The sequence below is a fragment of the Nocardia sp. NPDC047648 genome, from assembly GCF_040642815.1.
GTDB lineage: Bacteria > Actinomycetota > Actinomycetes > Mycobacteriales > Mycobacteriaceae > Nocardia > Nocardia gamkensis.
In genome coordinates, this window is sequence record NZ_JBEYSX010000028.1 from 1 (window position 1) to 20,770 (window position 20,770).

Here is a 20,770-nt window from a genome sequence, read left to right on the forward strand (position 1 = left end):
TCAAATCCCTCGCCCACTACCTCGTCAAAATCAACCCGCCAGCCCCCAAAACAAAACAGTAACTTACTGGCCTAATTTCAGGCGCGACACACTAGCTCACCGTCACTGTAGACGTCGCAGCCTACACCCTCTGCGGTCAATATATAGCGCAAGGCCAGTGCATGGTTTGCTTTGAGCGCCGGCATCACCCCAACTTCCCCATCCCAGGCCGCGGCGAATGCCCGTATATAGTGGCGGACGTTCTCGCGCAGACGAGCTTCGGAAATTACATACAGCGGTGTCCCGAAATCACGTGCGAGGTCGGCGACTCGACAATTCTCGATGCGCGTTTTACCCAGGTCGAAATTGATTGGCTTGCAACTGTTTTCGCTGTTCGGCGTGCTCATGACCTCTCCAGGAGGTGGAAGGTTCAGCGGGACCGCGTCGGAGTGAGTAGCCGCTGCGGGTTTCGGACAATCATTTGCTCTATGCCTTCCTCCGGCGCGCCAACCATCCTCAGCAGCGGCAGGATTCGAGCGAAGAGGTGTCGATAACCGTGGCCACCACCGCGGCGGGTCAGCATCGACATGAATATATCGGTGCCCAAAACTATCTGTGCGCCGAATCCTTCGCGCAGGAGCGTGGTAACACCCGCGAGACGATGCCAGTCGTTTTCGAGCACAAATCCCACATCTGGTTGAGACCAGCTCTGGCCGAAACAATCGAACGCCAATGTCACACCGAGGTCGAGTAACTCGTGGTGGTAGTCGAGCTTGAGCGTCCACGCCGAGGGGTCTGTGGCAAGACGGTGCAGATTGTTCTCGGCCAAATAGGCATCCGCATGAGCAAGCACGAGGCGCCCCGGGTCGACACCGGCGTCAAGAAGGATGCGCGCGACGCGTCGCCCGTCACCGTCACCGTCACCGGTTCCAGGGTGCACTGTGACCGGCGCGCCAGTCTCCTGTGAAGCCGCGGCGGCCGCCAGCAACGCTCGGTGCTCGCGCTCGTCGAGGGACGACACGCCGCATTTGATGTGTCCGGCCATGATGGTGGTGTCACCGATACCGTCTTGGAGTTCGCGCAGCAGCAAAGCCGTGAGTTCGGCGACCGTGGCGTTGTGGTACGCCGGGGGCCAGAAATCCGAGCAGTAGAAGCCTGTAGACATCACGACATTGACTTCGGCGGCCGCAGCGGCGACGGCGACTCGCCGTGGGTCACTTCGCATCCCGATCCCACTCGCCTCCACCACCGTGCAACCGCCCGCCTGTCGCAGTTCACACAGCTCCACGAAGGCGACCTCATCATCATCGAGGTTCAGGTTCGCGCACTGAGCAGTGATGTCGAACTGGAGCCGACCACGGTGGGCGAGAGCAAGTGGCTCGTCCCAGATATCGCTCACAGTGTGGGCCGCAAGCTGCAGGTATCGGTGACGAAAAGTCTCGCCGCCAACAGTGAGGATGTGCTCATGCATCGTCGTGGCCCCCAGCTCACTGGGATCCATCGGGCCCGCGACCGTGTTGACTGCAGGGTTCGCCACCAGCGCTCCTCACCACTAGCAAATATCCATCTGAATGCTCAGTTGAATAGTCTTGAACGTAGCAGCGCCCCCACTGGGGGTCAAGGTCTGCAAAGACCTTGCGCCGTGGTCCACGGCGCTGCCCTGACGCACCGCGCGCAACCGGTAAGTTCTCTGAGATGAGCGCACAACGCGCGGAGATCGATCGAGTGACCGACGAGGATGGGTGCCTGTCGTGGCTCTGGCTACAGCGATTCAGCGACGACGGTCTACACGCGCACTGCCCGAGCTGCGACCACCGGCGCCCCTTCCAGCGGATCGGGCGGGCGTGGCGCTGTCAGATCTGCGGTGGATCCATCGATGTCACGAGCGATACGGTGTTCGCTCGTTCATCGGTGCCGCTGCTCACTTGGTTTACCCTGATTGCGTTGTTGCGCAACAATCTCGTCGACAACGTAAGCGACTTCAGCCGGCGTCTGGCGATTCCTTATGCGACAGCCTGGCGTATGCGCCAGCGCCTGGACAAGCTCGACACCGAAGCACTCGAGTGGACGGTTCCCACCCCCCTCGGAGCGCTTCCCGAGTCAACCGATGAGGTCTCCACGCCGCCGAGCCTCGAACCGAGGAGCAAGGAGCCGCGCGATCGAGAGTCCACCACCGGCCGACTACTGGAGGCGGCGCAGCGCGCCATCATCAAGCGCGGCGTCGCTGGAATGCGCGTTGCGGATGTGGGAAGAGAGGCAGGTGTCGCACCAGCGACCATTCTCTATTCATTCGGTTCCAAGGACGCGTTGTTGGTCGCGGCGCTGGAACGCCTCTATGAGCAGAGCGAAGCTGCCATGCGCGAGCGGTTCACCGAACTCGCCTCGGCCACCGAGCGCCTTGTCGCACTGGCGACATTCTCTATCGGGATCAACGTCTCGCTGGACGAGCATCGGCTCGAGTTCGAGTTCCTGGCCCGCGCAATCCGGGACCAGCGGCTCCGCCCGCGGTGCGAGAAGAACGACGAGGTATGGCACGAGATCGTAGTCGATGTTCTTCACCTCGGAGTCGAACGCGGCGAGTTCGCGCTAGACAGCGACGCGTCCGATGTCGCCGACACCCTCGCTCTGCTGTGGAACGCCCTGAACCTTCGACTACTTCTGGAGTACCGCGAGCTTCCCCCCGAACGAGCCCTGCGTCTCGGGTTGTCCTCGGCCTCAGGGCTGGTGGGCGTACCACTCGACCGCCTGACGGAGCTCGCACGAAGAGAACTTTTACGCCGCCCAGTGGCTTGACGAGCCACAGCGGGTTCGAGCCGAAATACTGTCACCAAGGGACTTGAGCGCTGCTTGTGAGAATTGCCGATTAGCGTCGATGTCAAATTCCTGCTATTCGACCTACCCAGATCAAATATTGCATGTCGGCCGGCCATGGCTTGATACACAGCTTCTCGTCTGCTGGCCAGATGCCGCCTCGGCTGCTGATACAGAACCGAACGAGATACGTTCCGACTCAACGCAACGTCGGCGTCGGCCGGTCAGGCACGTCGACATTCGGCAGATCAACCACGGTGTTTTCGGGTGTACAGCATGTCAGCCAACTGAGCCTGATGACCTATCACTGACCTCGCCTGGACCGCTATCAACGCGCACATCGAAGACCTCCAAGGAGGGATCGTCCGACCATTGCTTCTGCGCAGCCGTGTCAGCGTCGGCCGGTACTGCGATTTGACTGCAGCCATCCGCACACCTTAATATGCCGGGAATAAATTTGCTACCATAGGCTTGAAAAACTTCCCCAGGAAGAGGCTCGCCAGTCAGCGGAACAACCTTGTGCTGCCAGAACTTCACCGAGCTGTGCTGTGGGCTGACGTGCGTACTGGCACCACAGCACCCTCGATGACGCAGCACTGGACACAATCAGTCCCAAATCGCCTCGGCGACACCTCCCGTAATAAAATTAACTGGACCCAGTTTCTGTTCTCCGGCCAGCTTTCCGGTCAGGTAGCGGATAGCCGCCGCATCAAGGATCGAGTGATAGCTTCCATCCTCAGAGAAATTGATGTTTGCACCTTCGACGCGAACCAGGATGACGGTGTCTTCCGTGTTTGACTCGGGACAAACGAATGTATGCGCCGATGCTCCCGGCTCGAACAAGTAGGACCCGGCGGTCTGTGGCTGGTCCGGATATTCGAGATAATACCACTTTCCCGATAGGGTGTAGACTTCGGCTACGCCGGTGTGATAATGGAGAGGCACCATCGACCCCGGTGAGAAGGTAGCCAATACCACCCACACGCCAGACTCGATATCCAGTCGCAGCGGCTGAAAATGCACGCCCGGACCTAAGGCATCCCTGATCAGCGGTATTCCGCTGATATTCACGGTGAGAAGCTCGCCTTGAGGCAGGGCGACAAAGGGGAGGACCGCCCCGCTGGATGTCCGCATGGGAACGGGAATAGTCATATCTTTTTCCTTTCTATCACAAGTGATGGGTATCGCGATGGCTGGTCGTCAGTGCGGGCGTGGATACCGGTCGATATGGTATGGCGGCAGTTATCGCACAGAGCCCAATTTCGGTCGACGAACCATGATTCCTTGCTCGCGGGCAAAGGAGAGGATCTGACGGCGACCGCTGCTCTTCAGGAGTGTGCGAAGAATTGCTTTCAGGCCGATCTGGCGGAGTAGACCCACTCGGTCGACCTCATCCCAATGTTCTACACAAATCCCATTTTCGATTCGCCAAATATCTATGGAAGTCATTTCCACATACTTACCCGTCGGGGCGATTCCGATAAGTGGCCCGGAATGCGTGCCGGTCATCGAAATCCTGGCTACGACTTTGTCACCCTCCGCAATGATATCGTTTATTACCATGCGCCCGTCGGGAAAGGCATTCTTAAGGATGTCCGCCATGCGTTTGACCGGTTCGCGACCGTTCGGCGTCGGGTTATGTTGGATGTAGTCATCGGACATCAGAGCATCGAGCAATGCGTGGTCCGCCGCCGAAAAGGCATCCATGAGGCGTACCACGACGTCTTTGTTCTTCTCGTGAACATCAACCATAATAATTCCTTAACTGCGGATTGATATACTCTCGGAAAACATGTCAGCGCCGTCTTAGTGTCGGAACCGCCAAGTTCTCATCGACTGAGACCCGATGGGCAGCTATCGGAGGGATGTCGCGAACTCCGCGAACTTGTCGGAGTCTCGCAGTACCGGCCCGTGTCCGAAGCACACAAGATCCGGCTCGAGCCCGGCGAGTCTGGTGATGGACTCGCGATTGCGACGAGAGTCAGCAGTCAAAAAGTCCATCGGTTCCCGCAACCCTCGTCCTCCTGTGAACGGATGATGGCCGGTCGCAACATCGCCGAGCAGTAGTGTTCGATCCGATTCGCGCCAGAAGGCCAAGTGGCCGACAGTGTGTCCCGGAACTTCAAGAACGACGAAACTGCCGACCCGATCACCCTCATGAAGATGCCTGTCGACCGCAGTCGGCGGACCACCCTGAAGGCGGCTTAATATTCTTGGAGCAGGATGATCCGGAAATCGGTCGTACATAATCCCGAGTGTCTCTACCGCAGCGGCATCAGCATGACCGACCCATAAAGGGATCTGCAATTCCTCACAAATCCGCCTACTCGACCCGAAGTGATCCGGATGTGCATGCGTCACCGCATGCGCACGGATGTCAAGCCGTGCGATATCGCGCAGTATGCGTCGTCCGCTGAATCTGGTTCCGGCATCGATGAGGATGCCATCTATTACGTAGGAATTGATCGCATACCTGGGATAGCCGCAAATCTGGTACACATCTTCTGCAAGTTCGACGATCATCGTCATTCCCACTATGCTCAGGCTAAAGGGTTGATCAAGCTGGCGACCGTAGTCCGTGCGAGGCGATTCGAATCGAGCCTCCTGACAACACTGCGACGTACAGCGCACGCAGGCGCAGTTTGCCGGTGGACCATCCACCCATACTGCCGAGACTTGCGCTGGATTTGTCCGACTCGGTTGTACCTCTTGGTTTGATAGCCAAGCAATGCGTCGGCAATCTCCGTCGAATCGACCAGCGATCGAGCCAGGGTCATTGCATCCTCGATGGCCATAGAGCCACCCTGCCCCAGGTCTGGGCACATTGCGTGTGCCGCGTCCCCGATCAAGACAACTCGCTTGGTGATCCACTGGGGCAAGATCACCTGTTCGATGTCGCCGTAATGGATCGACGCTTCGTCTGGATCCGAGTCGACGATATGCCTGGCCGGCCCTTTGAAGTCTGCGAACAACTCACGCAGGAGGTTCAGGTTTTGGGAGGGATCTCGCACGATTCCTTTAGCGGAAAGAAAAGTCGAGTACGAATACAGGAGGTTTTCACCAATCGGGAGTATTCCCATTCGCCGTCCACTCCCCCAGAGTTCGCACATCCCTTCGAAACCGGACGGTCGCGGGACAACCACTCGTATCGCGCAGTATCCAACATAATGCGGCTCGACCTCCCCGAAGATCAGTTTCCTAACCTGCGAATTTCGTCCGTCCGCCCCGACGACGAGGTCGTACTCCGCATTGGTACCGTCACTGAATTCCGCCATCACCCCCTTGGGGTGTTCCCGCAAGGCGGTTACGGTAACCCCAAGTCGCGGGCTCTCCTCAAGAGAGTCGGCGAGGACGTCATGCAGCACCCCGCGGTGTATCCCGATAGTTGACGTTCCGTAGGCGTCCGCGACGGAGCTGAACCGAAATCCGTTCATCCGCTTGCCCTCTGAATCCAGGAGAGTCACGCTGTTGAGCGGAACGCCACGCTCCTGAACCGCACTACCCAATCCGATGGAATTCAACGCCAAAATACCGTTGAATCCGATTGCAATTCCAGAACCGACGGGCCGCCATTCAGGTGCGAGATCTACTACGTCAGCGCGAGCGCCGTAGTACTTCAAAGCGGCGGCAAACGTCAAGCCGGCAATCCCACCTCCGACTATCAAGATCCTTCGCGGTATTACCACTATCGCTCCTTCCCTGGCCGTCGATTGCTACAACTGTAGCAGTCAGTACTACAGTTGTAGATGAGCTTGCTCACGCTGTCAAGAGTGGATGCGATACTGACCTCATGCGACAGAGTCCAGAGGTCATCGACCGCCGCGCACGCCTGCTTGATGCCGCAATACAGGTGATCGGCACGAAGGGACTGGCAGCGGTCACACACCGGTCGGTGCAGGAGGCCGCCGGCCTTCCGCACGGGGCCGTGACCTACTACTTCGGTACTCGGAATGACCTGGTGGCAGCCACAGTGGAGCGTCTCGCCGAACTCGACGAGAAGCGACTCATCGACCTCATGCAAGAACTGATGCTCGTATTGGCCCGCCGCTCACCCGAGCCGGACTATGACTCGATTCAGCATGCTCTCATCGAATGGATAGAAAGTGATCCTATCCACCAAATCGCCAGGTACGAGCTGCTACTGGAAGGCACCCGAAACCCTGCGGTTCGAGCCGCCGTCAGCAACGGCGCTGCCGCGATGTGGCGTGCTGTCCGTCCCATCGCCGCTGCCGCCGGTTCCGACGACCCCGATCATGACGCCCGGATTATCGTCGCGTTGCTCGACGGCCTGATTTTCGATCGATTTACACGAGCGCCTGACGATTTGACTCCCTTGCGCCATGGGCTGGAGCGAGTGCTGAACACGTGGCGCCGGTAAGCACTCTGCTTCCAGCTCAGCTGCTGCTCGGTTGCGGGCCCAGCTGCCCACCTTCCACGTGGGCAGCTGCGCGGACACCGGATCGAATGTCTCGGCCTGCCGAACTCGGCGGCGAAGAACACCTGCAGGTTGCTGGCGCCCTGGGGTGGACGCGACAATTCGCAAAAACAGCAGTTCAGGGCCGCGACGATGTGACGGATCGTGAAGCGTTGACGTTGTATTCCTCGGCGAGGCCGATGAAGCTGGAGTCGTCGTCCGGATCGGCAAAGGGCGCCGGGTCGTATCGCCATGCCATCATGCGTATCTGAGCTTTTCTGCACCGAGGTGGCGTGCACGGCACCCGCGCTGCACGGGCCCCGAATTGGATGCATCGCCAAAAGTAAGAAGTGGGTCTCACTACGTGTCGCAGGGTGTGTGCCAGGGGTGGTCGACTGCGACCTGTTCAGGTCACTGACACTCGCCTGTGGTGGCTGGTGAGGAACGCCCGATACCTGACCAGAGCCGTGCGGACCGCACCCCGAATACACCGCAGCCGCGACCATGCGTCGAATGGGCGCGATACACCACGCCAGCAGATTCTGATCTACTGTAGTCGGCGAGATCGGCGTACAAGGGATGAAACCGATGGGTGTTCTAACTGATTACTTCCGCGCGGCCGATGCGGCGTCAGTCGTGCAGGCGCTCGAGCGCGCAGATGGCGGTCCTCTTATCGGCGTCAGGCATCCTGCCTTCGACGGGGTCGACGCCAAAGGAGTGGATCCGATGGTTGCTCTGGGACAGTTCGTAGCTGTCATCAGGGGGGTGCCGTGGCAGGTGGAGCTTGTGAAGGAGACGGCGGTGTGGCCAACGACGCCCGCTCCCGGCCCGGACGGCCCCGAGGATGACGACGATCCATGGGTGAAAGGGCCGTGGGTAACGCAACTTGATACCGCAGTACGGGACATTTTGGCGGCAGTGCATGACCAGGATGTATCGAAACTGGTTGCCGAGTGGGTAAAAGCCGAAGAACTCCACGGAGCGCGTGTCGAGTACATGCAACCAGTCGCACAGGAGCTGATAGAACTCGCCAGACGGGCCCGCGCAGCCGAGGAGCAACTCTACTGCTGGATGTGCTTGTAGTAGACCCATGCCCGCTGGAGATATGGTGGCTCCCGACCAGTCACACCATTCCGACCAGACACCGCGCCGAAAGTCACCGGCATGGGTCGCGAAGCAAGAGCAAGTTCATCCAAGCACGTGCCGTTCCACTGCCGCATGACGAATCGAACCCGTAACTGATCGAGCCGGCGGATGTCGGTGATCAACTCCTGTACAGATCGACGCGAACCCGATCCACGATCGCGCGAGCGCAACCCCGCATCATCACAGCGGTCACTGTTGCCAGTCAGGTTGGTCAGCGTGCCACCGGCGAACAAGGAATTGCTGCACGGATAGGTCAAGTCGAGCTGTCACCTATCCGTTTAGCAGTCCCCACAGCTGACCGACAACATAAGACCTTGCCTCATATCACCCATTTTGAGCACGGCGGCAAACGGCAGGGAGTCCAGGAATTGGCTTGTTTGCCGTCGTAGCGCAGCGGGAGCCGGGGTCAGCCGGTCAGCGACGAAATGGCACTCTCGATCACCGCGCGGTGACGGCCGAGTCGTTCGGTGGACTCGGGGCCTTTGCGGGCGATGCGGACCGACAGGCGCGGTCGCGGACCCACCTCTGCAGCTCGGGCTGGTCATAAACTTTGTCGGCGTGTAGTTTGCCCGGCAGGCGCCGCTGCCGGCCGCGGCGCGACCGCACCGCCGGGACCCTTTCACCAACGGGTTTCAACACTCGCGATTCGTTCCACGTTGGCCCCGAACGAGGAGCTCGAACCCGACGAGGCGATGGGCAAGCTACCGATTCCGGGGAACCACACGACATACACGAGCAGAGCGCCGACGAGGCCGAGCTCTCGCGTGCCGCTACTTCGCCGGGGCCCGCTGCCGCAGCCACCCGGTGACGTAGTCGAGCACCTCGGGAGCGATGGTCGTCTCGATGGCGCCGTACTCGCTGGGACGGCCGGTCTCGGTGGGTTGCATCAGATGGTTGAGCCCCGGGAACACGTGGACGGTCGCGGCGGGGTCGGCGGCGAGGTGCTCGCGCATCGGCTGCTCGCTCTGCGCCGGGGGCACCTGGAGATCCTTGCCGCCGAAGAAGGCGAGCACCGGGACGCGCAGGGCCGAGAGCGCGGGCGCCGGATCGTAGGCGACCAGGGCCGCCATATACGGCGTGAATTGCTCAGCCGCCTGGTCGTCCGGCACACGCTGGTCGGCGGGCAGGGCCTGGTTCTTCCGGACGGCCAACTCTTTCGCGCCTTGCAGGTTGCCCGCCTTCAGCAGGGCGGCCAGTTCGGTGGTGTCACGGACCTGAGCCTCGATCTGGTCGGGGGGTGCGCCGTTCGCGGCGGCCACCAGGCGGGTCTGCTCGATAAGCAAGTCCGCGCCGGAAACGCCAGGTCCGGCCATCAGGACGGCGAACGCGACGCCGCTGTCGGGGCGCGCGGCGACCAGCGGTGCGAGGTAGCCGCCTTCGCTGTGCCCGAAGAGCCCGACCCGGGCCGGGTCGACCTCGGGGCGGGCGCGCAGGAAGCGGACACCCGCGGCGGCGTCCTCGGCCAGGTCGGCGTAGTTTGCGTCGTCCAGTTTGCCGCCGGTGCCGCCGACACCCCGGTCGTCGGTGCGCAGCACGGCATAGCCCGCGCGGGTGAAGGTGTCGGCCAGCAGCAGGAACGGCTTGTGGCCCATGAGGTCTTCGTTGCGGTCCTGGGGGCCGCTTCCGGAGATCATGAGGATGGCGGGAAACGGGCCCGGCCCCTGCGGTTCGGTCAATGTGCCCGCGATGGTGATCTCGCCGTTGCGGTAGGTGACGTCCTCGGCCTTGTACGGGAACGGCGGCTTCGGTTCCTGTGGGCGGGCGGGCGGCGTCACCCTGCCTCGGCTCAACGTGAGCCGGAAGCTCTGGCCCGCCTGGGTGAAATCGCCGGAGATCCGGTCGCTTCCGGACTCGTACTCGCCACGGAACACCGGGTCGCCCGGGATATCCGGGATCGCGAACGACACGCCGTCGCGGTCGGAGCGGACATCCTTCAGTCGCGTGTCCGTCACCCCCTGCGACGGGATGTCGATGGTGGCGGTGCCGTCGTCGCGGAAGCTCACACCGACCTGCACCGGTTGACCAGGCACCTCGATGGCGCCGTGCCAATCGCCGAGGGTCGGCTCGGGCGGATTCGACTCCGAACATCCGGTCACCAACGCCGCGATCACGAACAGAGCCAACGCGATCAGTCGCCCATTGCGCATGCGCATCAGGGTACGAGCCTCTTAATTGCTAGTCAAGAGAAGCCTAATCCGCCTGAACAGGCAGAAGTCGTTGGGCCCGGTCGCCCGATGGAACGTCGATGACCGTGGAAGCAATCTGGACCGAGTCAGCACTGGGGCAGCCTCGATGCATCACTGACATTTCGCAGTTCCAGCGATCAACGGGCCACCCTGGTGGCCGCTATCGCCACCAGCGCGTCGGCGACCAGGTCGAACAAATCACCGATCGGACGATCCAGCCGTCGCATGCTCACCAGGATCCCCTCGAACAGCACATGCCCCGCGTCTGCGATCAAGCCAACATCGGAACCCACGGGCAGCCTGCTCGCTAACGAAGCAAACAGGCGCTGTTCCATCCATTGCTGGATACGCTCATAAGCGATCCGCACGGACTCCGACTCCGCCATTCGTTCATAGGCCTCGCGATGCAGCATCCGATACGGCTCGACCGCGACCAACAGGCCGACCAGTTCGTCGCGCGGGTTTCCACCGATCTCCGGATCCGCCTCCACTCGCTCGCGTGCTTCACCGAAAATTGAGGACAACGCCGCGGCGAACAGGTCATCCTTCGTCGGAAAGTACCAGTGCACTGCAGCGGCTGCGATACCGGCGGCGCGACCCACCGCGGCCATGCTCGTGCCCCGGTAGCCGTTCGCCGAGAACAACTCCACTGCCTTCTCGATGACGGCGGCCTCCCGTTCAGCCTTCGGGATCTCCTGTCGGTTCCTCGGCATGAAAGAAGCCTAACGCCCCGAACTGACCTCTTTACCGCCAGTCGGGAGTGCACGCGACGGCAACCGGGCGTGCAGCGCTGCGCTGCACGCCAACCGCAGCAATCTGTGCACCGACCACGAGCTCGAGTTGCCCGCCTGCACCACCACGGACCCCCCCGCAGGAATCTCGAACGAGCCGATCCGACAACTGCGGCTGCTCGCCGCCCGTCGCAGCACCAGGAGGTGATAGGGAGCACTACGGTACGCTGCTGGCCTGGCATACAACCCACGGACACCCGCATGTGCTGAGGGTGAACGAACCGGCCCGCATGAGCGGCTGGATTCCCTCCTGGCAGATTCGAGCCCTAGACGAACTCGGTCTCGCCTGGTCTCTGGCAGAACAACTATCAATACCAAGCCGGGCCCGCGGCGGCGCGGGCCCGGCTGCGGCGGTGCCGATCAGGAGAGTTGGACCAGTCCATGCTGAGCGATGGTCGCTAGCAGCCGTCCGTCGCGGGAGAACAAGGAGGCGCGGGTGGTTGCGAGGTCGGCGCCGGTGTGCGGGCTGTCCTGCACCAGGGCGATCCACTCGTCGGCACGGCCGTTGTGGTGCCACCACATGGCGTGATCGAGGCTGGCGGTCACCACCCCGGGCTGCGCCCAGGCCCGCCCGTGCCTGCGCAGCGCCGGTTCCAGCAGGGTGTAGTCGCAGACATAGGCGAGGGCGATCCGGTGCACGACCGGGTCGTCGGGCAGCGGCTGAAAAGCTCTGACCCACACCGCCTGTCGCGCGAGCCGCGGCTCGGCTGGTTCGACATACACCGGCGCGTCGACGTGGCGCAGATCGAAATGCCGTCCGTGTGACCAGTATTCGGTATCGCGCACGGTAGTACCCGCGACCGCCTGAGCCGAGGTGGGCAGCGCCTCGGGATCTGGCAGCTCGGGCATCTCGATCGAATGTGCCACGCCCTCGATGCCGGTTCGCTGAAACGAGGCAAAGCCGTGAAAGGTGACCCGCTCACCCTGGCGACCCAAAACCGAGCGGGCCGAGAAGTTGCGTCCGTCCCGTACGCGGGTGACGTCGTAGCTGCTGGACACGCTCACGTCGGCGGCGCGAAGGAAGAATCCGTGAAAGGAATGGACCATGCGGTCGTCGTCCACGGTGGCGTGTGTGGCAGCCAGAGCTTGGGCAAGGGTCTCACCGCCGTAGGCGCGGCCGGAAGGAATCGGTTGGTGCTCGGCGTCGAAGGAGTCGGAAGAGGTCTCCTGGACCGACAGCCACCGCGCCAGGGAATGTGTGGTGGTCATGCGCGCCGGTACCCCACCAGGATGTCGTCGTCCACATCGGGCAGGTTGACCACGATGTTGTCCGGGGTACGGCAGGTGAGCCACACGAGTTTCTCGGTGGTACTCATGTTGACCTCGACATGGGGCATGAATGGGGGCACGAACACGAAGTCGCCCTCGGCCATGTCGACGTACTCTCGGTAGTTCTCCCCGAAGTAGATGCGTGCCATGCCGGCGAGCACGTATCCGCCGGTCTCGGCCTCGCCGTGATGATGGGGCAGCGACCGGTATCCGGGCTCGTTGGTGACCTTGCCGTACCAGATGCGGGTAGCCGGAGTGTGCTGTCGCCCCACCCCCGACACCCGTTCGGCGCCGCCGGATTGTGCGGTCTCGCGGTTCTCCTGCCCGGCGCGGGTGACAATGGGGACCACCCGAGTCCGGGTCTGCTCGGTAGTCATCGTGATGTCCTTTCCATCCCGGCGCACCAGGACGATTCGAGGGAAGGTTCGATATCGATTGAGTGTTCAACGATGCGATTGCGTAGCAGTCCAATGCCGTCGATCTCGGTTTCGACCACGTCACCAGGGCGCAGGAACTGCGGCGGATCGGCGGCCGCGCCGACACCGCCCGGCGTGCCGGTCAGCAAAACGTCGCCAGGGTGCAGCGTGGTGAACTCCGACACCGCGGCGATCAGTGCTGCGGCGTCGAACACCAGATCCGCAGTTGAACCGATCTGGCGTTCGACGCCGTTGACCCGGCACACAATCCGTAGGCCGGCGCGCGGATCGATCTCGTCGGCAGTCACCAGCGTCGGCCCGAGCGGGGTGCTCGCCGCCAAGGCTTTACCGGGCAGCCACTGCGAGGTGCGCCGCTGCCACGCGCGCACCGAGAAGTCGTTGGCGACGGCGTACCCTGCGATGGCCTCATGCGCACGGCGCCGGTCGGCGCCCCGCACGACCGCACCGATTACAACTGCGAGTTCGGCCTCCCAATCCAGCAGCACCGCCTCCGCGGGTCCGGGCAGGGCGATGTCAGCATCCCAGCTGGTCAACGTATCGGCGAACTTGGTGAACAGCGTCGGATACCGCGGCTCCGGCCGGCCCATCTCGGCGATGTGGGCGCGATAGTTATGTCCGCAGCACACGATCTTTCCCGGATACGGCACCACCGGGGCTAGCACGGCCGCCTTCCCGTCGGGTGCCGCGGCGCGGGCCTGGTCACGCCAGCCGGGTGCAGCCAGTAGGACACCGACATCCGGCGCGCCGGTGCGGTGCCAGGTCCCGTCGATCCGTATCTCGGCGTGGGTGTCACCGCCGGTGCGGACTGTTCGCAAGCGCATAAATGCTCCTGAGGATCGGCGGAAGACCCGCCCGAAGACGCCCAATATAGCGTTCTATTGACGATGTTCAATGTAACAGCATATCGTCGGCCTCACCAGATCTTCCTGGTCCCGATCCTGGACCGCCCTCCACAGCAGAAAGAGGTACTCATGACCGTCGACCGCATCAACCCGCCCGAGCTGGCCAAGCCCTCAGGGTTCGCGCATGCCACCCGCAGCGGCAACCTCGTCCACCTGTCCGGTCAGACCGCACTCACACTGGAGGGAGTGATTGCGGAAGGCGGCATCGTCGCCCAATTCCGCCAGGCCCTGTCCAATCTGCTTACGGCATTACGGGCAGCCGGAGGCCGCCCCGAAAATCTCGTGAGCGTCACGATCTACCTCCTCGACATCCCCGGTTATCAGACGAGCGGTAAAGAGATCAGAGACATCTGGCGCGAACTTGTCGGCACTGAGTACCCGGCCATGGCCGGTATCGGCGTCACCGCCCTGTGGCAGCCCGAGGCGCTGGTCGAGATCGAGGGCGTTGCCGTCCTCGGTCCGACCCATTGAGTGGATCGGGTCGATAAGATCATGTTATCAACTATGCTTTATAGTGAATTGTCGTCAAATTTACGCAATACCCAGCGGAGAGTCGATTCCTCGCTTTCTCGATAGGACCACCCTTGATGCTCACCTCCGCTTCGCCGACTCCCTCCGCGCATGTCGACACCTTCACCCGCGACCACCTCCCGCCTGTCTCGGATTGGCCCGACCTGATCTTCGACCTACCGGAGCTGCAGTACCCGCAACAGCTGAACTGCGCGACCGCACTGCTGGACACGACGGTCGCCGCCTACGGGCGGGAACGTCCGTGCGTGCACACCACCCACAGCACCTGGACCTACGGCACCATGCTCGACCGCGCCAACCAGATCGCACACGTCCTGACCAAGAATTACGGGCTCGTCCCGGGCAACCGCGTGCTGCTGCGCGCCCCCAACACCCCGTGGCTGGTCGCCGCCTGGTTCGCCGTGGTGAAGGCCGGCGGCGTCGTTGTCACCACCATGCCGCTGCTGCGGGCGGTCGAACTGCGCAAACTCCTCGACCTCACCCGCCCTACCCTGGCGATCTGCGACGACCGCCTGCTCGACGAGTTGCACGCGGCGGACCCCGACCTACCGGTGGCCACCCTCGGCGGCGCCGACGATCTGGCTGCGCGGGCGGCAGCCGAACCGGTTGAATTCGCCGATGTGGCGACCGCGGCCAACGACGTCGTGCTACTCGCGCCGACCTCGGGCACCACTGGCAATCCGAAAGCCACCATGCACTTCCACCGCGACGTGCTCGCCAACGCCGACACCTTCTCCCGGGCACTGCTGCGCCCGACCCCCGACGATGTCTTCACCGGCACCCCACCACTGGCATTCACCTTCGGGCTCGGCGGTCTGGTCGTCTTCCCATTCCGGGTAGGCGCATCGACAGTGCTGCTCGAGGAAGCCGACCCCCGCAACCTCGTCGAGGCCATCGACCGCTTCCAGGTGACGATACTGTTCACCGCCCCGACCGCCTACCGCATCCTGCTCAAACGCGATGATCTGACCCGGCTGCGGTCGCTGCGCCGATGCGTATCCGCGGGCGAACATCTGCCCGAACCGGTGTTCGCCGAATTCATGCAGCGAACCGGACTGAAGATCATCAACGGCATCGGCGGGACCGAGCTGCTGCACATCTTCATCTCGGCCGCCGACGACGACATCCGCCCCGGCGCCACCGGACGTACGGTGCCCGGCTACATCGCCGAGATCCAGGACGAGCAGGGGCGGGCGCTACCCGACGGCACGCCCGGCCAGCTCGCGGTCAAGGGGCCGACCGGGTGCCGATACCTCGGCGATCCACGCCAGCGCGAGTTCGTCCGTAACGGCTGGAACCTCACGGGTGACACTTACACCCGCGACGCCGACGGCTACTTCTGGTACCACGCCCGCAACGACGACATGATCGTCTCGGCCGGCTATAACATCGGATCTCCGGAGGTCGAGGCAGTCCTCGATCAGCACCCCGACGTCGTCGAGAGCGGCGTGATCGGCATAGCCGACCCCGACCGCGGGATGATCGTCCACGCGGCGGTGGTGCTGCGTCCCGGCGTGTCCGGCGACGAGGCCAAGATCCGGGAACTGCAGGCCTTCGCCAAGGCGACCGCCGCACCCTACAAGTACCCGCGCAGCATCGAATTCCTGGACCGGTTGCCGCGCAACAGCTCTGGAAAACTCCAGCGTTTCAAGATCCGCGAACGGTGGCTGTCGAAGTGAGCGGCATCGTCCTACAGCGCCGCGTCGACTGGCAGGACACCGACGCCGCCGGGCACTACCACCACTCCACTGTCATCCGCTGGGTGGAGGCCGCCGAGGCTGAACTGCTGCACAGCATCGGCGAACGCAACCTGTTCGGCCGCATCCCGCGAGTGAACTACCGCGTCGACTACCTGGCCCGGCTGTGGTTCGGTGACACCGCCTCGATCGCCCTGAGCATCGACACAGTCGGCACCACCTCGATGACCTACCACTTCGAGATCACCCGAATCCCCGCCAGCCGCTCCACCCCACCCGAACTCGCCGCCCGCGGCACGCTGACCATCGTGCACGCGCCAGAGGGCAGATCACATCCCTGGCCCTCCCATCTGGCCACGGCATTGCGCGCGCTCGTCGAACCACCACCGCGCGCCGCTCATCCCCCGCTCCACACCACCACATCGTGAGGTCGTCATGCGTATCGCAATCATCGGCGGCGGGCCCGCGGGCCTGTACTTCGCCGCACTGGCCAAGCAACTGGACCCGGCTAACCGAATCACCATCTGGGAACGCAACGCCGCCGACGACACCTTCGGCTTCGGCGTCGTCTTCTCCGACGAGACACTCGGCGGCATCGAGCACGCCGACGAACGGATCTTCGCCGCGATGCGCGAGCACTTCGCCCGCTGGAGCGACATCGACATCCACTACCGCGGCCAGGTACGCACCTCGGGCGGACAGGGCTTTGCCGCCATGGGCCGCAAAGACCTGCTCGAGATCCTGCAGCGCCGCTGCCGCGAACTCGGCGTCACGATCCACTTCCGCACCCAGGCGCCCGACGTTGCCGAACTCGCCGCCACCCACGACCTGGTGCTGGCCGCTGACGGCGTGAACTCTACGGTGCGCACCCGTTTCGCCGAGACCTTCCACCCCGACCTGGATCGCCGCCACAACAAATACATCTGGCTCGGCACCGACCGCGTCTTCGAGGCCTTCGAATTCTTCGTCAAGCACACTCCGCACGGCGTCATGCAGGTGCACGCCTACCCCTACAGTGACCAGCGCAGCACCTTCATCGTCGAGATGCACGAAACCGTTTGGCGTCGAGCGGGATTCGATTCCTTCGCGCAGACGGACCTGATACCGGGACAGAGCGACGAGGCCTCGATCACCGCGCTCGCGGAGATCTTCGCCGACGAGCTCGACGGGCACGCGCTACTGGCCAACAACTCAAGGTGGATCGAATTCACCACCGTCCGCAACCGGCACTGGCGCCACGACAACGTCATCCTGATGGGCGACGCCGCGCACACCGCGCACTTCTCCATCGGCTCAGGCACCAAACTCGCCATGGAGGACGCCCTCGCACTCGCGGCCTGCCTGCACGAGAGCGATTCGGTCCAAGCCGCACTGGAGGCCTACGAACGAGAACGCCGCCCCGTCGTCGAATCCATCCAACGCGCCGCACAGGCCAGCCTGGAATGGTTCGAATCCATCGGCAACTACACCGACCAGCATCCGGACCAGTTCGCGTTCAACTTGCTCACCCGCAGCCGCCGGATCACCTACGACAACCTGCGCGTGCGCGACACGACCTTCGTCGAGGCCATCGACGGCTGGTACCTGTCCGCTCAGGCCGACGACACCGAGAACAGCCCGCGCGCCCCCATGTTCTATCCGTTGCGCATCAAGGACGTAGAGCTACCCAACCGCATCCTGGTCTCCCCCATGGACATGTACTCCGCAGTCGACGGCGTCCCCACCGACTTCCATCTCGTGCACCTGGGCAGCAAGGCGCTCGGCGGCGCCGGCCTGGTCATGACCGAGATGGTGTGCGTATCCCCGCAAGGCCGCATCACCCCCGGCTGCGCCGGCATCTACACCGTCGAGCAACGCACCGCCTGGACCCGCATCGTCGACTTCGTCCACCACAACACCCGAGCCAAGATCGGTGTGCAACTCGGGCACAGCGGCCGCAAAGGCGCCACCAAGGTGATGTGGGAGGGCATCGACACCCCGCTCGAGGACGGCTGGGATGTCGTCGGCCCCTCCCCGCTGCCCTACGGTGTCGGCAGCCGCACCCCCCGCGAACTCACCACGACCGAGCTCGACGACATCACCGCACAATTCACGTCCGCAGCACAAGCGGCCGCGGACGCAGGCTTCGACGTGCTCGAACTGCACTGCGCGCACGGCTATCTGCTGTCCTCCTTCCTGTCCCCGCTGAGCAACCAGCGCACCGACGAATTCGGCGGCTCGACCGAAAATCGCCTTCGCTTCCCCCTACGAGTGCTCGACGCAATCCGCGCGGTATGGCCGGCAAATCGCCCACTCTCGGTGCGTATCTCGGCCACCGACTGGGCCGAGGGCGGCAACACCGTCGAAGACGCCGTGCAGATCGCCCGCACCTTCGCCGAGCACGGCACCGACATCCTGCACATCTCCTCCGGTCAGGTAGTCCAGAACGAGAAGCCCGCCTACGGGCGCAGCTACCAGACCCCCTTCGCCGACCGCATCCGCCAGGAGGTCGGCGTGCCCTATGGCGTCGCCGTGGTAGCGGTCGGCGCCATTTCCACCTACGACGACGTCAACTCGGTGCTACTCGCCGGACGCGCCGATCTGGTCGCGCTAGGCCGCACCCACCTGTGGGACCCGAACTGGACGCTGCACGCCGCCGCTGAGCAAGGCTACCGCGGCCCGGCCGCAGAATGGCCAGCCCCGTTTCGGGCAGGCAGTCGCAAACCACCCAGCGGGCGTGCCGACGGACCGCGACCCCGGCTGGAAGTGGTGCGAACTCCCGCCGACTCGAAGCTGCCACAGCGGCGCTGGCAGCCCGCACGGCGTGCCTCGGCCCGCACCGCCTCCTGACCTCCGTACGGGCGGACCCATGCCGCCCCCGCACTCCAGCCGAATTATGGTGTCGGCATGACGCCGTCCACCGCCGCGGAATCCGAAGCACAGCCGCGCGAACTGATCGTGACCCTGTTCGGCCTCTACGCACGCGGCGAGAACAACTGGCTCGCAGTGTCCTCGCTCGTACGGCTCATGGCCGAACTCGGCATCGACGGACCGGCCGTGCGGTCCTCGGTGTCCCGACTCAAGCGCCGCGACGTACTCACCAGCGTGCGCCGCGGCGGCGTCGCCGGTTACTCCCTGTCCGAGGACACTCTCGCCCTACTCGCCGAGGGCGACACCCGAATCTTCCATCGCCAGCGCGCCGAGCTGTCCGACGGATGGCTGCTGCTGGTGTTCTCGGTACCAGAGTCCGAGCGCGAGAAGCGGCACGAGCTGCGTACCTCGCTGCTGCGCTCGGGCTTCGGCGCAGTCGCACCCGGGGCTTGGATCGCACCCGGCCACCTCACCGACGAAGTCAAACACATGCTGCACCGCAAGCAGCTCACCGACTATGTCGAGCTCTTCGAAGGCCACCACGTCGGCTTCGAGCAGCTGCGCCTAAAAGTGCGCCGCTGGTGGGACTTCGACCAATTAGCTGTGCTGTATGCCGATTTCGTGCGCCGCTACCGCCCTGTTCTCGATGCCATCCCGGCCCTGCGCAAAGACCCCGCCCGCGCGTTCGCCGAATACGTCCCGACCCTCACCACGTGGCGCCGCCTGCCCTATCTCGACCCAGGCCTGCCCCTGGAACTTCTCCCCCAGGGATGGAACGGCCTCACCGCGGAATCCGTGTTCACCAAGATCAACAACGCACTCAGCGCCCCGGCCCGCGAGTTCGCCCTCGATGTGATCCACCAGCCCAGCGGCCACCGAGCCGAGACTCCCATCTGACGTACATCACCAAATATGTCGCCTCGATATATCGTCACATCGTCGTCATAAGTGTGTCGCTGTACTCGTGGTGCTTGTTCCAAGTCGCGCTCGGGGCGGTGATCGACAAAGCACCGTGGTCCCTCGTACGCAACGCCGAAGCGGGGGCGTTCGTAGCGGAAACCGGCCGCAGAGGCCCGCAATGCGGCCTCCAGGGCGCTCGGTTGCCACGGCGCAAGCCCACGGTCGGCTCGGTGAGAACCAGAACACGCGGCATCCGGCCGACCCCGGGCTACGGCCTTCTGGTTCCATTCGACCGCCGCCCGCTGCGGCACGCTTCTGCAGCTACCCCGACCACAAAACACCTACCAGAGAAACGAGCCGGAACCTGACACCGAGCGGAATCCGATGCTCGGATGAGGGGGCGCTCTTCCACGGTCGCGGCGAACGCATTACACGCGGCCCGGACAGTGAGCAGCAGCCGCCGGGGCTTCCGTAGTTGCAATAGAGGCCCTGAGACCACCGGGGCAAACGCAGAACACCTCGCAAGCAGGGCCGCCACCGACAGCCGACCCTCACCAACCCGCAACAACGTCGTGCCGCCTACTTCGTAGCGCGAGCATGAATTCTTGAATCGGCCACGGCCAGTCGCGCCGATACGCCGAAGAATCTGGCCAGCTCGTGACCGATGCCGCTGCCGGCGTCACGGCATCGCCTCGGGCGGCAACATCTCGGCGGGTCCGGTTTCATTGATCGCTGCCGCCACGGTCCGCAGGAACAACTCGAGATCGGTCGCATCGCCAGCCACCAACCCCAGTCATACTCGCCGACAGGACAACCGTCCGCGTAGTCCCGGAAAGTTCACGTACCTCAAGATGACC

The 20,770-nt window shown here is 63.4% G+C and carries 20 protein-coding genes; 9 read left to right on the forward strand and 11 right to left on the reverse strand.

The features are described 5' to 3' along the window. Positions 1 to 77: 77 nt before the first annotated feature. A complete protein-coding gene (locus tag ABZ803_RS34195; RefSeq protein WP_357045832.1) occupies positions 78 to 386 on the reverse strand; it encodes a hypothetical protein in 309 nt (102 codons plus the stop codon). Between the two features lie 23 nt (positions 387 to 409). Further along, positions 410 to 1,516: a hypothetical protein gene (locus ABZ803_RS34200; protein WP_357045834.1), complete on the reverse strand. Its 1,107-nt coding sequence runs from the start codon at positions 1,514 to 1,516 to the stop codon at positions 410 to 412. A 158-nt stretch (positions 1,517 to 1,674) separates the two neighbouring features. Between ABZ803_RS34200 and ABZ803_RS34205 the strand changes: the two genes are divergently transcribed. Then, positions 1,675 to 2,772: a TetR family transcriptional regulator gene (locus tag ABZ803_RS34205; RefSeq protein WP_357045836.1), complete on the forward strand. Its 1,098-nt coding sequence runs from the start codon at positions 1,675 to 1,677 to the stop codon at positions 2,770 to 2,772. Between the two features lie 624 nt (positions 2,773 to 3,396). Here ABZ803_RS34205 and ABZ803_RS34210 read toward each other — a convergent pair. The 4 genes from ABZ803_RS34210 to ABZ803_RS34225 all read right to left on the reverse strand — a co-directional run bounded on the left by ABZ803_RS34210 (position 3,397) and on the right by ABZ803_RS34225 (position 6,476). Further along, positions 3,397 to 3,942: a 2,4'-dihydroxyacetophenone dioxygenase family protein gene (locus tag ABZ803_RS34210; RefSeq protein ID WP_357045838.1), complete on the reverse strand. Its 546-nt coding sequence runs from the start codon at positions 3,940 to 3,942 to the stop codon at positions 3,397 to 3,399. Between the two features lie 90 nt (positions 3,943 to 4,032). Continuing rightward, a complete protein-coding gene (locus ABZ803_RS34215) occupies positions 4,033 to 4,542 on the reverse strand; it encodes an ester cyclase (protein WP_357045840.1) in 510 nt (169 codons plus the stop codon). Positions 4,543 to 4,644: 102 nt separating this feature from the next. Further along, positions 4,645 to 5,319: an MBL fold metallo-hydrolase gene (locus ABZ803_RS34220; RefSeq protein ID WP_357045842.1), complete on the reverse strand. Its 675-nt coding sequence runs from the start codon at positions 5,317 to 5,319 to the stop codon at positions 4,645 to 4,647. 11 nt (positions 5,320 to 5,330) lie between these two features. Next, positions 5,331 to 6,476, reverse strand: a complete 1,146-nt coding sequence (locus tag ABZ803_RS34225) for an FAD-dependent monooxygenase (protein ID WP_357045844.1) — start codon at positions 6,474 to 6,476, stop codon at positions 5,331 to 5,333. Between the two features lie 104 nt (positions 6,477 to 6,580). Between ABZ803_RS34225 and ABZ803_RS34230 the strand changes: the two genes are divergently transcribed. The 3 genes from ABZ803_RS34230 to ABZ803_RS34240 all read left to right on the forward strand — a co-directional run bounded on the left by ABZ803_RS34230 (position 6,581) and on the right by ABZ803_RS34240 (position 8,287). Beyond that, positions 6,581 to 7,168, forward strand: coding sequence for a TetR family transcriptional regulator (locus tag ABZ803_RS34230; protein ID WP_357045846.1), 588 nt, complete (start codon positions 6,581 to 6,583; stop codon positions 7,166 to 7,168). Between the two features lie 86 nt (positions 7,169 to 7,254). Then, entirely contained in the window at positions 7,255 to 7,476 is a 222-nt protein-coding gene (locus ABZ803_RS34235; RefSeq protein WP_357045848.1) for a hypothetical protein, read from the forward strand. Positions 7,477 to 7,792: 316 nt separating this feature from the next. Next, a complete protein-coding gene (locus ABZ803_RS34240) occupies positions 7,793 to 8,287 on the forward strand; it encodes a hypothetical protein (RefSeq protein WP_357045850.1) in 495 nt (164 codons plus the stop codon). Positions 8,288 to 9,120: 833 nt separating this feature from the next. Here ABZ803_RS34240 and ABZ803_RS34245 read toward each other — a convergent pair. The 5 genes from ABZ803_RS34245 to ABZ803_RS34265 all read right to left on the reverse strand — a co-directional run bounded on the left by ABZ803_RS34245 (position 9,121) and on the right by ABZ803_RS34265 (position 13,683). Beyond that, positions 9,121 to 10,497, reverse strand: coding sequence for an alpha/beta fold hydrolase (locus ABZ803_RS34245; RefSeq protein WP_357045852.1), 1,377 nt, complete (start codon positions 10,495 to 10,497; stop codon positions 9,121 to 9,123). Positions 10,498 to 10,673: 176 nt separating this feature from the next. After that, positions 10,674 to 11,186 carry a TetR/AcrR family transcriptional regulator gene (locus tag ABZ803_RS34250; RefSeq protein WP_357045854.1) on the reverse strand — a complete coding sequence of 171 codons (513 nt, stop codon included), beginning with the start codon at positions 11,184 to 11,186 and terminating at the stop codon, positions 10,674 to 10,676. A gap of 501 nt (positions 11,187 to 11,687) precedes the next feature. Beyond that, positions 11,688 to 12,536, reverse strand: coding sequence for an acyl-CoA thioesterase domain-containing protein (locus ABZ803_RS34255; protein ID WP_357045856.1), 849 nt, complete (start codon positions 12,534 to 12,536; stop codon positions 11,688 to 11,690). After that, entirely contained in the window at positions 12,533 to 12,973 is a 441-nt protein-coding gene (locus ABZ803_RS34260) for a cupin domain-containing protein (protein WP_357045857.1), read from the reverse strand. Before ABZ803_RS34260 ends, ABZ803_RS34255 begins: the two co-directional genes overlap by 4 nt. Further along, complete coding sequence (locus ABZ803_RS34265; RefSeq protein WP_357045859.1) at positions 12,970 to 13,683, reverse strand: fumarylacetoacetate hydrolase family protein; 714 nt, start codon at positions 13,681 to 13,683, stop codon at positions 12,970 to 12,972. Before ABZ803_RS34265 ends, ABZ803_RS34260 begins: the two co-directional genes overlap by 4 nt. 321 nt (positions 13,684 to 14,004) lie before the next feature. On the opposite strand from ABZ803_RS34265, the gene ABZ803_RS34270 reads away from it, so the two are divergent. The 5 genes from ABZ803_RS34270 (at position 14,005) to ABZ803_RS34290 (ending at position 19,910) form a co-directional block, all read left to right on the forward strand. Beyond that, positions 14,005 to 14,406: a RidA family protein gene (locus ABZ803_RS34270; protein ID WP_357045861.1), complete on the forward strand. Its 402-nt coding sequence runs from the start codon at positions 14,005 to 14,007 to the stop codon at positions 14,404 to 14,406. A 116-nt stretch (positions 14,407 to 14,522) separates the two neighbouring features. Then, a complete protein-coding gene (locus ABZ803_RS34275) occupies positions 14,523 to 16,145 on the forward strand; it encodes an AMP-binding protein (RefSeq protein ID WP_357045863.1) in 1,623 nt (540 codons plus the stop codon). Further along, entirely contained in the window at positions 16,130 to 16,591 is a 462-nt protein-coding gene (locus ABZ803_RS34280; RefSeq protein WP_357045865.1) for a thioesterase family protein, read from the forward strand. The genes ABZ803_RS34275 and ABZ803_RS34280 overlap by 16 nt, the downstream gene beginning before the upstream one ends. Before the next feature lie 7 nt (positions 16,592 to 16,598). Then, complete coding sequence (locus ABZ803_RS34285; RefSeq protein WP_357045867.1) at positions 16,599 to 18,992, forward strand: bifunctional salicylyl-CoA 5-hydroxylase/oxidoreductase; 2,394 nt, start codon at positions 16,599 to 16,601, stop codon at positions 18,990 to 18,992. Positions 18,993 to 19,049: 57 nt separating this feature from the next. Continuing rightward, the gene (locus ABZ803_RS34290) at positions 19,050 to 19,910 is read left to right on the forward strand and encodes a PaaX family transcriptional regulator C-terminal domain-containing protein (RefSeq protein ID WP_357045869.1); all 861 of its coding nucleotides are present in this window, start codon (positions 19,050 to 19,052) and stop codon (positions 19,908 to 19,910) included. Positions 19,911 to 20,770 lie beyond the last annotated feature (860 nt).

Excerpts from the sequence above, each read along its gene's own strand:
- ABZ803_RS34275 (WP_357045863.1), top strand. The coding sequence starts at position 14,523 with ATGCTCACCTCCGCTTCGCCGACTCCCTCCGCGCATGTCGACACCTTC.
- ABZ803_RS34245 (WP_357045852.1), bottom strand. The coding sequence starts at position 10,497 with ATGCGCAATGGGCGACTGATCGCGTTGGCTCTGTTCGTGATCGCGGCG.
- ABZ803_RS34290 (WP_357045869.1), top strand. The coding sequence starts at position 19,050 with ATGACGCCGTCCACCGCCGCGGAATCCGAAGCACAGCCGCGCGAACTG.
- ABZ803_RS34220 (WP_357045842.1), bottom strand. The coding sequence starts at position 5,319 with ATGACGATGATCGTCGAACTTGCAGAAGATGTGTACCAGATTTGCGGC.
- ABZ803_RS34235 (WP_357045848.1), top strand. The coding sequence starts at position 7,255 with ATGTCTCGGCCTGCCGAACTCGGCGGCGAAGAACACCTGCAGGTTGCT.
- ABZ803_RS34255 (WP_357045856.1), bottom strand. The coding sequence starts at position 12,536 with ATGACCACCACACATTCCCTGGCGCGGTGGCTGTCGGTCCAGGAGACC.
- ABZ803_RS34260 (WP_357045857.1), bottom strand. The coding sequence starts at position 12,973 with ATGACTACCGAGCAGACCCGGACTCGGGTGGTCCCCATTGTCACCCGC.
- ABZ803_RS34240 (WP_357045850.1), top strand. The coding sequence starts at position 7,793 with ATGGGTGTTCTAACTGATTACTTCCGCGCGGCCGATGCGGCGTCAGTC.
- ABZ803_RS34205 (WP_357045836.1), top strand. The coding sequence starts at position 1,675 with ATGAGCGCACAACGCGCGGAGATCGATCGAGTGACCGACGAGGATGGG.
- ABZ803_RS34230 (WP_357045846.1), top strand. The coding sequence starts at position 6,581 with ATGCGACAGAGTCCAGAGGTCATCGACCGCCGCGCACGCCTGCTTGAT.
- ABZ803_RS34285 (WP_357045867.1), top strand. The coding sequence starts at position 16,599 with ATGCGTATCGCAATCATCGGCGGCGGGCCCGCGGGCCTGTACTTCGCC.
- ABZ803_RS34210 (WP_357045838.1), bottom strand. The coding sequence starts at position 3,942 with ATGACTATTCCCGTTCCCATGCGGACATCCAGCGGGGCGGTCCTCCCC.
- ABZ803_RS34270 (WP_357045861.1), top strand. The coding sequence starts at position 14,005 with ATGACCGTCGACCGCATCAACCCGCCCGAGCTGGCCAAGCCCTCAGGG.
- ABZ803_RS34215 (WP_357045840.1), bottom strand. The coding sequence starts at position 4,542 with ATGGTTGATGTTCACGAGAAGAACAAAGACGTCGTGGTACGCCTCATG.
- ABZ803_RS34195 (WP_357045832.1), bottom strand. The coding sequence starts at position 386 with ATGAGCACGCCGAACAGCGAAAACAGTTGCAAGCCAATCAATTTCGAC.